General features: G+C 71.8%; 11 protein-coding genes. 6 read left to right on the plus strand and 5 right to left on the minus strand.

The window, feature by feature from the left end; translation table 11 throughout:
• The first annotated feature begins 160 nt into the window (after positions 1-160).
• Both ABIE67_RS05220 and ABIE67_RS05225 read left to right on the plus strand, forming a co-directional pair.
• The gene (locus ABIE67_RS05220; protein ID WP_370253884.1) at positions 161-1,483 is read left to right on the plus strand and encodes a phosphoribosyltransferase family protein; all 1,323 of its coding nucleotides are present in this window, start codon (positions 161-163) and stop codon (positions 1,481-1,483) included.
• A gap of 120 nt (positions 1,484-1,603) precedes the next feature.
• Entirely contained in the window at positions 1,604-2,533 is a 930-nt protein-coding gene (locus ABIE67_RS05225) for a peptidoglycan-binding protein (RefSeq protein WP_370253889.1), read from the plus strand.
• Here the strand turns inward: ABIE67_RS05225 and ABIE67_RS05230 are convergent, their stop codons facing one another.
• The 3 genes from ABIE67_RS05230 to ABIE67_RS05240 all read right to left on the minus strand — a co-directional run bounded on the left by ABIE67_RS05230 (position 2,534) and on the right by ABIE67_RS05240 (position 5,357).
• Positions 2,534-3,082: a cysteine hydrolase family protein gene (locus ABIE67_RS05230; protein ID WP_370253893.1), complete on the minus strand. Its 549-nt coding sequence runs from the start codon at positions 3,080-3,082 to the stop codon at positions 2,534-2,536.
• Positions 3,079-4,581 (minus strand): cytosine permease, encoded by a 1,503-nt coding sequence (locus tag ABIE67_RS05235; protein ID WP_370253897.1) that lies wholly within the window; start codon positions 4,579-4,581, stop codon positions 3,079-3,081. Before ABIE67_RS05235 ends, ABIE67_RS05230 begins: the two co-directional genes overlap by 4 nt.
• Before the next feature lie 80 nt (positions 4,582-4,661).
• Positions 4,662-5,357, minus strand: a complete 696-nt coding sequence (locus ABIE67_RS05240) for a type 1 glutamine amidotransferase domain-containing protein (protein WP_370253901.1) — start codon at positions 5,355-5,357, stop codon at positions 4,662-4,664.
• An 83-nt stretch (positions 5,358-5,440) separates the two neighbouring features.
• Between ABIE67_RS05240 and ABIE67_RS05245 the strand changes: the two genes are divergently transcribed.
• The 3 genes from ABIE67_RS05245 to ABIE67_RS05255 all read left to right on the plus strand — a co-directional run bounded on the left by ABIE67_RS05245 (position 5,441) and on the right by ABIE67_RS05255 (position 7,982).
• Positions 5,441-6,415 (plus strand): LysR family transcriptional regulator, encoded by a 975-nt coding sequence (locus ABIE67_RS05245; protein ID WP_370253905.1) that lies wholly within the window; start codon positions 5,441-5,443, stop codon positions 6,413-6,415.
• 179 nt (positions 6,416-6,594) lie between these two features.
• Positions 6,595-7,848, plus strand: a complete 1,254-nt coding sequence (locus ABIE67_RS05250) for an FtsK/SpoIIIE domain-containing protein (RefSeq protein ID WP_370253909.1) — start codon at positions 6,595-6,597, stop codon at positions 7,846-7,848.
• Positions 7,848-7,982, plus strand: a complete 135-nt coding sequence (locus ABIE67_RS05255; RefSeq protein ID WP_370253912.1) for a hypothetical protein — start codon at positions 7,848-7,850, stop codon at positions 7,980-7,982. The genes ABIE67_RS05250 and ABIE67_RS05255 overlap by 1 nt, the downstream gene beginning before the upstream one ends.
• Here ABIE67_RS05255 and ABIE67_RS05260 read toward each other — a convergent pair.
• Together ABIE67_RS05260 and ABIE67_RS05265 are read right to left on the minus strand one after the other, a co-directional pair.
• A complete protein-coding gene (locus tag ABIE67_RS05260) occupies positions 7,948-9,912 on the minus strand; it encodes a collagenase (protein ID WP_370253916.1) in 1,965 nt (654 codons plus the stop codon). The two genes, ABIE67_RS05255 and ABIE67_RS05260, sit on opposite strands and share 35 nt — an antisense overlap.
• A gap of 140 nt (positions 9,913-10,052) precedes the next feature.
• Positions 10,053-11,012 (minus strand): LysR family transcriptional regulator, encoded by a 960-nt coding sequence (locus ABIE67_RS05265; RefSeq protein WP_370253918.1) that lies wholly within the window; start codon positions 11,010-11,012, stop codon positions 10,053-10,055.
• A 135-nt stretch (positions 11,013-11,147) separates the two neighbouring features.
• On the opposite strand from ABIE67_RS05265, the gene ABIE67_RS05270 reads away from it, so the two are divergent.
• On the plus strand, positions 11,148-12,593 hold the full coding sequence (locus ABIE67_RS05270) for a glyceraldehyde-3-phosphate dehydrogenase (protein ID WP_370253922.1): 1,446 nt from the start codon (positions 11,148-11,150) through the stop codon (positions 12,591-12,593).
• Positions 12,594-12,619: the final 26 nt, after the last annotated feature.

The following is a 12,619-nucleotide window of genomic DNA, read 5'->3' on the forward strand; positions in this document are numbered from 1 at the left end:
GTCCGTTGGTGCCGTGCTGCGTGACGCGATACGAGTGATTGAACACGGCAACCGCCGTGCGGGTACCGACCGGATATCGCCAAGTGCCGGGGCCGCGGCGAACAGTCGTAGCCTGAAGGGAAGGGACAGGCTCCCGTCCTTGTGGGCGCGGGAGGCGGGTATGCGTTACGACGACCGCAGGGGGGCCGGGCGGCTGCTGGCCGAGGGGCTGGCGGAGCTGCGTGGCCGGGATGTGGTGGTGCTGGGACTGCCGCGGGGTGGGGTGCCCGTGGCGGCCGAGGTGGCCCGGCGGCTGGGCGCCCCGCTGGATGTGCTGGTGGTGCGCAAGCTGGGCGTGCCCCGGCAGCCGGAGTGGGGCTTCGGGGCGATCGGCGAGGGTGGTGTCCGCGTCGTCAACCGGGACGTGATCGCCGAGGCCGGGCTGGAGTCGGCGGAGCGGGAGTCCGTCGAGGCGGCCGAGCGGGCCGAGCTGGAGCGACGTGTGCGGAGTTACCGACAGGGGCGGTCCGCGCTGCCGGTCGCCGGACGCACTGCGGTCGTGGTGGACGACGGGCTGGCCACGGGCGCCACCGCCGAGGCGGCCTGTCGGGTCGTACGGGGCCAGGGCGCGGCCCGGGTCGTCCTCGCGGTGCCGGTCGGGCCGGTCCGCAGCGTCGCCCGGCTGCGGCGGGTGGCCGACGAGGTCGTGTGTCCGCAGACGCCGCAGGTGCTCGGTTCGGTGGGGGCCTGGTACCGGAACTTCACCCAGACCTCGGACGCCGAGGTCACGGCACTGCTCGCCGAGGCCGCCCGCCCGGCACCGAGCGCTCCCGCTGCGGCCGCGCCGCCGGACCGCGAGGTGCGGATCCCGGCCGCCGGAGCCCGGCTGGGCGCCCGCCTGGTCGTGCCGGACGGGGCGCAGGCCGCGGTGGCGTTCGCCCACGGCAGTGGCAGCGGCCGGCACAGCCCGCGCAACCAGTACGTCGCGGGCGCCCTCAACCGCGCGGGCCTGGCCACCCTGCTGCTCGACCTGCTCACCGACGACGAGGCGCACGACCGGCACAACGTCTTCGACATCTTCCTGCTGGCCCGCCGACTGCATGCCGCGTCCGTGTGGCTGCGCGGCGAGACCGGCCTGCCCGTGGCCTACTTCGGGGCCAGTACCGGAGCCGCCGCCGCGCTGGAAGCGGCCGCGCTGTCCGGCTCCGAGGTCCGCTCGGTCGTCTCCCGCGGCGGGCGCCCGGACCTGGCGACCCCGGCGGCGCTGACCCGTCTTCGGGCGCCGACCCTGCTCATCGTCGGCAGCCGGGACACCCAGGTGCTCAGTCTCAACCGTCTCGCCGCCGACCGGATGCACTGCGAGCACCGCATCGCCGTGGTCCCGGGCGCCACGCACCTCTTCGAGGAACCCGGCACCCTCACCACCGTCGCCGAACTGGCCCGCGACTGGTTCACGGCCCACGTCGACAGGCCCACCACGGGGACGCCACGCCGTTCCGCGTAGGCCCGGGCGGCTGGTTCCCGACCGTCCGGAAGGCCTGGCTCCGCCAGATCCCGGGGTCATGGAGATTGCGTGCAGACCATCTGTTTAAATTCCGAACATCTGCACGGAGAGGGATCCCGCGTGAGTGAACCGAACGGTCCTGTCTGCCCCGAGTGCGGCACGCCCCGAGCATCGGACGGCACCCCGGACTGCTCCTGCGGGCGGGTCGCGTCCGACGCCCGTCGCGCGTCGCGTACGGCGGAGACGGCGGCCGCGGAGGACTTCGATCCGGTGCGGATACGGCCGTTCGTGGACCTCGGCGACGACGCCGATGCGGACGCTGACGTGGACGCTGACGCGGACGAAGTAGCTTGGAAACCAAGGGAGTTGACGAATTCCGACGACGTTCTCCTCACGTCCGCGGACACTGCGGAGGAGCCGTCCGCCCCGGCACTCCTCCTCGACGCGGATGCCCCGGAAAGTCCCCGGCACAGGCGTCGAACTCTTCTGATCACCGGAGTGGGCGCCACCCTGGTCGCCCTGCTGGCGGGCGCTTTCCAGGGCGGGCTGTTCACCTATGACAGCCCGTCACGGGACGGGTCCCTGCCCGACGGCATACGGGCTCCCGTCCCGGGCGGTTCGGCCGGGGACGTCACCTCCCACCAGGGCCGGTCCGGCACCTCGTCCGCGTCGCCGTCCGGCAGCTCGACGCCCGAGCCCGGCACGACCCCGACCGACAGCTCCCCCACGCCCACCGACGCGTCCGCCACCCCGACCGCGCCCCCCTCCAGCGCTGGAACCGCCCCGAGCGCCGCCGCCCCCGAACCGAGCGCCCCGGAAGGGCGCCCCCCGGTCCTGCGCTTCGGCGACCAGGGAGCGGAGGTGGTCGAACTCCAGCTCCGCCTGCGCCAGATCGGCGTCTACGGCGATGCCGCCGACGGCGACTACGACCGCGCGGTCGAGAGCGCGGTACGCAGCTACCAGCTCACCCGCGTCGTCCTCGCGGACGATTCGGGCGTCTACGGCACGGCGACCCGGGCATCGCTGGAGTCCGAGACGTCGGAGCCGTGACTAGGCCGTCTCCGCCAGCAACTCGGCGACCGTCGTCACCCGGATCAACGGCCGGTACAGGTCCATCACCTGCAGCGCCTTCACGTGCGTGTCGTCGTCCGCGCCCGCGCAGGCGTCGGCGGCGACCAGCACCTCGATGCCCGCGTCCGCGGCCGCCAGGGCCGTCGACAGGACACAGCAGTCGGTGCTGACGCCGGCCAGGACCAGCCGGCCCTCCGGAGCGGCGCGTCGGGCCAGCTCCGGGGTCCATTTGCCGAAGGTGCCGGTGTCCAGGACATGCCGGGCGCGGGAGGCGAACTCATCCGTCAGCTGCCAGAGCGGGGCGTCGGGAGACTGCAGGGCGAAGGGCCACCGCTCGTAGTAAGCCCGCCAGGCGCCTTCAGGTGTGCCGGGTGCCACGAAGCGGGTGAACGTGACCCGGTCCCCGAAGGCCGGCAGCAGACGTCGTACGCCCGCCGCCGCCTCGGCGAATCGAGGGGCGGCCCAGGGGCTGTCGGGCTCGGCGAAGACACGTTGCATGTCGATGACGACGAGCAAGCCGGTGGTCATGCCGTCTCCCCTTCGTTCGCCGTGCCGCTCGGTGCCTGCGCCTCCTGTTCGCGGACGCGGCCGGACCGCAGCAGCAGCGCGCCCAGGAAGCCGAGCGCCAGGGCCGCGAGGACGCCGAGGTTGGCGTAGGCCCAGGCTCCGGACCTGCCGCCGAGGCCCAGGGGGCCGAGCAGATAGCCCTGCCAGTCCAGCCAGTTCGCCGTCGAGTTGGTGACCAGGCCCCAGCCGAGGGCGGTGGCAGTGAGGGTCAGGAGCAGCGGGGTGAGCGGTACGTCGCCGTAGCGGCCGGTCGGGCGGTAGAGGTCGGGCTCGTCGTAGTCACGGCGGCGCAGGGCCAGGTCGGCGAGCATGATGCCGCACCAGGCGGCGATGGGGACGCCGAGGGTGGTGAGGAAGCCCATGAAAGGGCCGAGGAAGTCGTCGGCGACGAACACGATGTAGATCGAGCCCGCGATCATCAGTACGCCGTCGACCAGCGCGGCCACGTAGCGGGGTACGCGCAGGCCCGCCGAGAGCAGGGCCAGGCCGGACGAGTAGATGTCGAGGACCGCGCCGCCGACCAGGCCGAGGACGGCGACGAAGGCGAAGGGGACCAGGAACCAGGTCGGCAGGATCGTCGTCAGCGCGCCGATCGGGTCGGCGGCGACGGCCGCGTTGAGGTCGGTGGAGGAAGCGGCCAGCAGGAGGCCGAAGAGCAGCAGGGTCAGCGGGGCAAATGAGGCGCCGAAGGCCGTCCAGGCGATCACCCCCCGACTCGACGCGGTGCGCGGCAGATAGCGGGAGTAGTCGGCGGCCGCGTTGACCCAGCCGAGGCCGAAGCCCGTCATCATGAACACGAGCGCCCCGATGAACTCCTGGGCGGAGCCCGCCGGTACGGCGCTGACGGTGGACCAGTGGATGTGGTCGGCGACGAGGGCGACGTAGACGAGGGTGAGCACGCCCGTGACCACGGTGATCACGGTCTGCAGCCGCATGATCAGGTCGAAGCCCATCACGCCGACGACGACGGTCAGCGCCCCCACCAGGACGAGCGCGACCACCTTGGTCCCGGTGCCGCCGCCCCAGCCGAGCCGCCCGAACACGGTCGCCGTGGCCATGGTGGCCAGGGCACAGAGCACGGTCTCCCAGCCGACGGTGAGGGCCCAGGAGATCACCGACGGCAGTCGGTTGCCGCGCACCCCGTACGCGGCGCGACCGAGCACCATCGTCGGCGCGGAGCCCCGTTTTCCGGCCACGGCGACGAAACCGCACAGCAGGAACGAGAAGACGATGCCGACGACTCCCGCGACCAGCGCCTGCCAGAAGGAGATCCCGAAACCGAGCGCGAAGGCACCGTAACTCAGGCCCAGGATCGACACGTTGGCGCCGAACCAGGGCCAGAACAGGGTACGTGGTGTGCCTTTGCGTTCGGTGTCGGCGATCACGTCGAGGCCGTGGGTCTCCACCTTGAGCTTTCGGCCCGTGGGGCGGTCGTCGAAGGAGTCCGGGGAGGTGATCATCCCGGCATCGTCGCACCGGTCACCCCGCCGGGGAAGACGCGGGCCGATCAGTGGTCGTCGGGCCGGCCGGCGCCGATGCCTCAGCCCAGCTTCTTCAGCAGTTCGACGGCGAGCGGGGCGGCGGAGGCGGGGTTCTGGCCGGTGACCAGGTTGCGGTCGACGACCACCTTCGGGGCCCACGGCTCGCCCACCTGGACCTGCACGCCCGCCTCGGTGAGCCGGTCCTGCAGCAGCCACTTGGCCTTGTCGGCGAGCCCGCCCTGGATCTCCTCGGCGTTGGTGAACGCGGCCACCCGGTAACCGGCGAAGGTGTTGCCGCCGTCCGCCCCGGTGGCGGCGAGCAGTGCGGCGGGGGCGTGGCAGACGACTCCCAGCGGCTTGCCGGAGTCCAGGGCGAGGGTCAGCAGCCTGCCGGAGTCGGCGTTGACGGCCAGGTCCTCCATGGGCCCGTGCCCGCCGGGGTAGAACACGGCGGCGTAGTCGTCGAGGTCGACGTCCTCCAGGCGGGCCGGCTCCCGCAGCTCCGTCATCGCGGCGAGGACGGCGGCGACCCGGTCGGCGTTCTCCTGACCGCCGTTGTACTCGGCCGCGAGGCTGCCCTGGTCGACGGGCGGTACCACACCGCCCGGCGTGGCCACGACGACCTCGTGACCGGCGGCCTTGAACGCCTCGTACGGGGCGACCGCCTCCTCGGCCCAGAAGCCGGTGGGGTGCTTGGTGCCGTCGGCCAGCGTCCAGTGGTCGGCGCCGGTCATCACGAACAGGATCTTCGACATGGGGTGCTCTTTCACGAGGCGGGGTTCCCTGGAGTACCGACCGTACGCATGTCCTGCCATAGGAATCCAATAGGCTCACGCATATGAGACATAGGGATTCCGATGAGGGGACGGAGGGGGCCCACGCGGAGAGAGCCCCCTCCGGCGGTGCGGCGCAGGTCGACCTGAACCTGTTGCGCACGTTCCTCGCCGTGTACCGCACCGGCTCCTTCACCGCCGCCGCCCGTCTGCTGGGCCTGTCCCAGCCGACGGTCACCACACAGATCCGCACGCTGGAGCGGCAGCTGGACCGGGAGCTGTTCCAGCGTCTGGCGCGCGGCGTCGCCCCGGCTCCCTACGCGGACGAGCTCGCCTCCCGGATCGTCGAGCCGCTGGACGCCCTCGCCGGTGTCACGGGGCCGGGCGGCCCGGCCGACGTCCACCCGGCGGAGCCGGTGCATCTCGCCGGTCCGGCGGAGCTGCTCACCCATCGCGTCATGCCCACCCTCGCGCCCCTGGTCGACAAGGGCGTACGGCTGCGCATCACGCCCGGCCTGACCGAACCGCTCCTGGAGGAACTACGGTCGGGCCGCTACGACCTGGTGCTCTCGACCTACCGGCCGCGTGGTCGTGCCCTGGCCTCGGTGCCGCTGGTGGACGAGGAGTTCGTGCTGGTCTCGGCTCCCTCCTGGGCGGAGCGGGTCGGCGGGCCGGCGCGGATCGCGGCCGACGGAGCCGCCGCGCTGCACGGCGTGCCGCTGGTGGCCTACGCCGAGGACGTGCCGATCGTGCGCCGTTATTGGCGTCATGTCTTCGGCAAGCGGCTGGTGCGCCACCCGGCGGTCACCATGCCCGACCTGAACGCGGTCAAGGCGGCGGTGGCGGGCGGTACGGGGTTCAGCGTGCTCCCCCGTTACCTGTGCGCCGCCGAACTGGCTTCGGGCGCGCTGGTCCTGCTGCACGACCCGGACGATCCACCCATCAACACCGCGTTCCTCGTCCAGCGCCCGGGCTCGTCCGGCAACCCGCATGTCGCCCTGGTCCGGGACCACCTGCTGGAGATGGTCCGCGAGTGGTGAGTCCATGACTCGCCCGATCATCGGCCCTGGTAACCACCCGGAGTTCAGGCGGTGTCGGGACTCAGCGCACGGGTGCGGAGCGCCAAGAGGGCCTCGAAACGGAAGCGCGGGTCCCCGAGCCGGTCGCCGAACAGCGCCACCTCTACGTCATCGGCATCCCGCGCTCCGGGCGGTCGCAGGTGCTGCGGACCCTGGCCGGGTCACTGGCCCGCGGCCACTCGGCCGCCGACGTGCACCTGTACGGCATCGACTACGCGGGCGGCGCGCTGTCCGCGCTGGGCGTGCTGCCGCACTGCGGAGCCGTGGTGCCGCGTGGCGACACCGAGCGGCTGGAGCGGCTGTTCGCCCGGCTCGACGCCGAACTGGAGCGCCGCCAGGATCAGTTGACGCAGCATCATGCCGCGAACCTGGCGGAGCTGCGCGAGATCGTCCCCACCGGCTCCCGCCCGGCGCACGTCCTGCTGCTCATCGACGGCTGGGACGCGCTCGTCGACCTGGTCGCCGAGCACAACGGCGGCCGGCAGATGGACCAGGTGAACCGTCTGCGGCGGGAGGGCGCCGCCTCCGGTCTGCATGTCGTCGCGACGTCCGAGCGCGCCCTGCTGGCGGGGCGGGCCGCCTCGCTCAACGACAACAAGCTGCTGCTGCGGCTCAACGAACGTACCGAGTACCACGCGGTGGGCCGGCGCCGGCAGGAACTGCCCGACGTCATCAGGCCCGGTCAGGGCTGGACCTCCGACGGCACCGAGATCCAGGTGGCGCTGCTCGGGCCCGGGGCGTCCGGGCAGGAGCAGGCGGAGGCGCTACGCGCGACCGGTGCCGAGGCCACCCGCCGCGACGCGGGCCTGCCCGCTGCCCGCCGGCCGTTCCGCATCGGCTCGCTGCCCACGAAGGTGGCCTTCACGGACGCGTACGAGAAGGTGGGCGAGGAGTTCCGGCGGCCCATGTGGGCACTGCTCGGGCTGGACGGCGACGAGGTCGCGCCCGTGGGCGTGGACTTCGCGGAGACCTCGCCGACGTTCGCGGTCTCCGGGCCGCCCGGCTCCGGCCGCAGCACCACGCTGGCCAGTCTCGCGGTCTCCCTGCTCGCCTCCGGCACCCAGCTCGTCGTCCTCACCCCCCGGGACTCGCCGCTGCGCGCCCTGGAGGGGCATCCGGGAGTGCGGCTGCTGGCGTCCCGGGCGCCCACGGAAGCGGAGTTCGCCGCCGCCGTGGGGACGGACGGCGGGCCTCGCGTGGTCCTCGTCGACGATGCCGACCTGCTGACCCTGCCGGACATCGACCAGGACCTGCGGGCGCTGGTCGAGTCCGGCAGGGAGCGCGGCATCGGCGTGGTCGCCGCGGCCACGGGCGACACGATGGCGGGTGCGATGGGCTGGCTGAGCGCGCTCAAGCGGCAGCGCAAGGGCGTGCTGCTGGACCCCAGAGCCTGATGGAGGGCGATGTCCTGGGCGTCCGCCTGACCCACGCCCAGCTGCGCAACCGCCGCCCGGGACGCGGCCTGACCGTCGACCCGCGCACCGGCGAGCTGATCAGCGTGCAGATACCGGAGACCGCTCTCGGCTGACGGCTCTGGACGCGGCGCAGGCGCCGGCGGCGCACTCCGTCAGCCACTGGTCGAAGTCGGCGTCGTAGCGGGTGCCGATGCCGGAGGCGTAGACCGCGTGTCCGCCCGCGTAGTCACCGGCGCGGAAGCGGGCGAGCATGCGGTGGACGTCGGCCGGGTGACGCTCGAACATGTAGCGGACGGCGAGGTAGCCCCACGGATAGGTGCGGGTCACGTCGCTGTTGGTGTACGTGTTCTGGAACAGCGTGCTCAGCCGGTACGTGTGCTTGCCCGCCTCCGCGATCGCCTGGTCGTAGGTGATGCGCCGATAGCCGTAGGAGACGTACTCGGCCACTCCCTCGATCCACCAGACGTCCGGTACCGAGGTCTGCTGGGCGAAATCGCCCTTCATGTTGTGGCGGGCGTCGAGATAGTGCGTGTACTCGTGGTTGAGGTTCCAGATCCGGGCCGCGTGTCCGTCGTCCCGGGGTTTCTGGTACATGACCGCGAACGGCTCGTTGGCGGGATCGGTCGGGTCCCCGATCAGGGTCATGCCGCCGTTGTCCGTGCTGATGCCGAAGATCGCCCCGGCGTAGGTGCGGTAGTCGGCGCTGCCGGCGAAGACGACGAGGTCGATGGTCGACAGGTACTGGCCGGGTATGGGGCCGTCGTCCTTGACGAGGTCGTGGACGTACGCGTCCTGGCCGAGCACGCTGGCGCAGGCCGCGTCGAGGTCGGCCGCGGTGAGCGACTGGGCCCGGATGGTGTGGGTGCCGTCGCAGGGGTGGGTGATCGGCAGGGCGGCCCTGGTCAGTTGGCCGGTCAGGTCGCAGACGCCGTAGTAGGAGCAGTTGGCGCCGTCGTAGTACTCGGCCTGCGTCGCCACCGCCACCCACAGACCGGCCGTGGGACCGGTGATCCGCGACGCGTCCAGCAGCTCCCTGGTCAGGGGCCGCACCGTGCTCCGCAGCGCCGGGTGTTCGACGTAACGGGCCAGGTTCATCCCGGCGTTGGACGCCAGGTACGCGCGGTCCGTGGTGAGCAGGTCCAGGTGGTCGAGCGCGAACCGGCGGAGGGTCCGGACGATGTACGGGTCCGCGGCGACGGCGCCCACGTAGTCCGCGTTCCAGTTGCCGCGCCAGAGCGGGGTGTAGACCGCGTTGACGGCGGCGAGCATGCTGGGGAGGGCGTCGTAGGAGTGGTCGTATCCGTTCAGCACCCGCCGGTAGACCTTGAGATAGCGGGCCTGCTGGTCGGCGCTGTCGGTGAGGACGACGACCTCGCTCAGCACGTCGCCGTTGGCCGCGGTGACGGCCGCGGAGGACGGACGGGCGAAGAAGGTGTCCAGGCCCCTGGTGGTGTTGCGGGCCAGGCGGGTGCCGTAGGGGCCGACGTCGGTGGGGTTGTTGAACTGCACGTAGTAGCCGGCGCGCAGGAAGAGGACGAGCTGCTGGATGCGGGCCGAGTTGTCGCCGCGATACTGCTGTGCCGTACGGGTGAACGCCTCGGCGACCGTGACCATTTGGGACTCCCGGAAGACGGCGCGGGCGTCCGTGCCGGTGACCGCGAAGAGGGTGTTGACGCACTCGGTGGTCGAGACTTTGACGAACGCCACGAGCGCGGCTCCGGTACGGCTCCCGAAGTCGGCCGGGCCGCACGGGGCCGCCTTCGGGACGGCTTGCGTACCGGGGCGGGTGGGCCGGGGCGTCGGTGCCAGGGGCGGCAGGTGGGCCGGGGTGCGCTGCCGGTCCCGGACGACGGGGTGGGCGGGAGCGTCGGCGGTCGAGCCGGTCGGGGGTGGGGGTGGTGTCCGCTCCCCGGAAGTGGTGGGGGGCGAGGCGGTCCCGGCCGCGGGTGCCGAGAGCGCGGGCGTCGACAGCAGGCCGGCGAGGGTGACGCATGCGGTGAGCACGGCTGCCAGGTGTCCGGGCAGCACGAAGCGGTAGCGCATCTGGTGTCCTCCACGGATGGATGCGCCTCGATACGGGCGCTGAGGCGTGTGTGGACTGTCTCAGCGCTCGACTGCCCCAACAATGGCGTGTGACATAGCACATGGCGCCGATCGGCCATAACGCCCCGCGCGCCCTGTTACTACGCCCCGCTCACGTTCCACGTACGGGCCGCCCACGTCCTCAAGTGGGGGGACTGGACGATGAGTTCGCGGTATGCGGCGGTGGCGGACTGCAGCATCGCGTCGGCCGTCGCCTCGGTCACGACGTCACGCCGCCAGGCGAGAACGTACCGGCACCACAACGGCGTCCCGATCAGCGGTTTGACGACGACCTGCGGGATCGGCCGCGTCGTCGCCTGGACGACGGCCACGCCGAGCCCGTCGGCGATCATTCCCTGCAACTCCAGCCGGTCGCCCAGGAATTCGTGCACCGCCGACGGCGTGAAGCCGGCCGCCTCACAGGCCGTGTGGAAGACGCCGGGCCATCCGGCCCCGTCGTCCGGCGTCAGGAACCAGGCCTCCCCGGCCAGATCCGCCAGGGCGATTTGAGCCCGGTGCGCGAGCGGGTGGCGGGACGGCAGGGCCACGAAGTTCGGCTCGGTGACGATCCCGCGATGGGCCACCGCGTCCGAGTGCTCCAGCTCCCTGCCGGGGTAGTCCGCAGCGATGGCCGCGTCCACCGTGCCCTCCTCCAGCAGTTCCACGATCCGTGAGGAGGCGTACACGCTGCTCACCGCGAGCGAGACGTCCGGCAGCCGGGCCCGGAGCCCCGCCATCATGCCGACGAGCATCGGCGAGTTCGTCGCCGCCACGCGCAGGGTCCGCCGCGCCGACGCCGGGCCGGCGGCCTCCCTGCGTCCGATCGCGGCGGCACGGATGAGGACGTCACGGGCCTGGGCGACCACCTCGACGCCGTACGGAGTCGGGCGCACCCCGGTCGGTCCGCGCTCGAACAGCGGCTCGCCGAAGTGCCCTTCGATGCGCCGGAGTTGGGTGCTCACGGCGGGCTGCGAGTAGCCGAGGTCCGCCGCGGCGCGGCCCACGCTCCCCGCGTCGGCGATCGCACACAGCACGCGCAGATGGCGCAGCTCCAGCTCCACCGTTCACTCCCCCGATTCGAATTTCAGGCAAATAACCACAATATCGGTCATCCTGCCCCCGTGTGACCCCCCTGTGAAGGCCCGTCTCGCCGCATGGTTAGCATATGAGCGCCTCCTAGCTCGAAAGATAGGCCCGTGACTGTCAACGACGACTCGTTCACCAACTGGAAGAACCGCGAGGAGATCGCGGAGTCGATGATCCCGCTCATCGGGAAGCTGCACCGGGAGCGGGACGTCACCGTCCTCCTCCACAGCCGCTCCCTGGTGAACAAGTCGGTGGTCAGCATCCTCAAGACGCACCGGTTCGCCCGGCAGATCGCCGGTGAGGAGCTCTCGGTCACCGAGACGCTGCCGTTCCTCCAGGCGCTCACCGCGCTCGACCTCGGCCCGTCGCAGATCGACATCGGCATGCTGGCCGCGACGTACAAGAGCGACGACCGCGGCCTGTCCGTGGAGGCGTTCACCGCCGAGGCCGTCGCCGGGGCCACCGGCGCCAACAAGATCGAGGGCGGCGAGGGACGCGACGTCGTCCTCTACGGCTTCGGCCGCATCGGCCGCCTCGTCGCCCGTCTGCTGATCGAGAAGTCCGGCTCCGGCAACGGCCTGCGGCTGCGTGCCATGGTCGTGCGCGGCGGCGGCGACCAGGACATCGTCAAGCGCGCCTCGCTGCTGCGCCGGGACTCCATCCACGGCCAGTTCCAGGGCACGATCACCGTCGACGAGGCGAACAGCACCATCATCGCCAACGGCAACGAGATCAAGGTGATCTACGCCAACGACCCGAGCGAGGTCGACTACACGGCGTACGGCATCAAGAACGCCATCCTGATCGACAACACCGGCAAGTGGCGCGACCGCGAGGGCCTGTCCACGCACCTGCGCCCCGGCATCGACAAGGTCGTCCTGACCGCGCCGGGCAAGGGCGACGTCCCCAACATCGTGCACGGCGTCAACCACGACACCCTCAAGCCGGACGAGCAGATCCTGTCCTGCGCGTCCTGCACCACGAATGCCATAGTCCCGCCGCTGAAGGCGATGGAGGACAAGTACGGCGTCCTGCGCGGCCACGTGGAGACCGTCCACTCGTTCACCAACGACCAGAACCTGCTGGACAACTACCACAAGTCCGAGCGCCGCGGCCGCAGCGCGCCGCTCAACATGGTCATCACCGAGACCGGCGCCGCCTCGGCCGTCGCCAAGGCGCTGCCCGACCTCAAGGCGCGGATCACCGGCAGCTCGATCCGGGTCCCGGTGCCCGACGTCTCGATCGCGATCCTGAACCTCCAGCTCGCCCGCGAGACCAGCCGCGAGGAGGTCCTCGACTACCTGCGCGATGTGTCGCTGACCTCGCCGCTGCGCCGCCAGATCGACTTCATCACGGCCCCCGACGCGGTTTCCAGCGACTTCATCGGCTCGCGCCACGCCTCGATCATCGACGCGGGCGCGCTGAAGGTGGAGGGCGACAACGCGATCCTCTACCTCTGGTACGACAACGAGTTCGGCTACTCCTGCCAGGTCATCCGCGTCGTCCAGCACGTCTCCGGGGTGGAGTACCCGACCTTCCCGGCACCGGCGGTCTGAAACCGCCCGGCCAGCGCCGACCCGTC

The sequence above is a fragment of the Streptomyces sp. V4I8 genome, assembly GCF_041261225.1.
Classification (GTDB): Bacteria; Actinomycetota; Actinomycetes; order Streptomycetales; family Streptomycetaceae; genus Streptomyces.

Bases quoted from the DNA above. Each gene is read 5' to 3' on its own strand.
- ABIE67_RS05255 (WP_370253912.1), top strand. From the start codon at position 7,848: ATGGAGGGCGATGTCCTGGGCGTCCGCCTGACCCACGCCCAGCTGCGC.
- ABIE67_RS05235 (WP_370253897.1), bottom strand. From the start codon at position 4,581: ATGATCACCTCCCCGGACTCCTTCGACGACCGCCCCACGGGCCGAAAG.
- ABIE67_RS05240 (WP_370253901.1), bottom strand. From the start codon at position 5,357: ATGTCGAAGATCCTGTTCGTGATGACCGGCGCCGACCACTGGACGCTG.
- ABIE67_RS05230 (WP_370253893.1), bottom strand. From the start codon at position 3,082: ATGACCACCGGCTTGCTCGTCGTCATCGACATGCAACGTGTCTTCGCC.
- ABIE67_RS05220 (WP_370253884.1), top strand. From the start codon at position 161: ATGCGTTACGACGACCGCAGGGGGGCCGGGCGGCTGCTGGCCGAGGGG.
- ABIE67_RS05245 (WP_370253905.1), top strand. From the start codon at position 5,441: ATGAGACATAGGGATTCCGATGAGGGGACGGAGGGGGCCCACGCGGAG.
- ABIE67_RS05260 (WP_370253916.1), bottom strand. From the start codon at position 9,912: ATGCGCTACCGCTTCGTGCTGCCCGGACACCTGGCAGCCGTGCTCACC.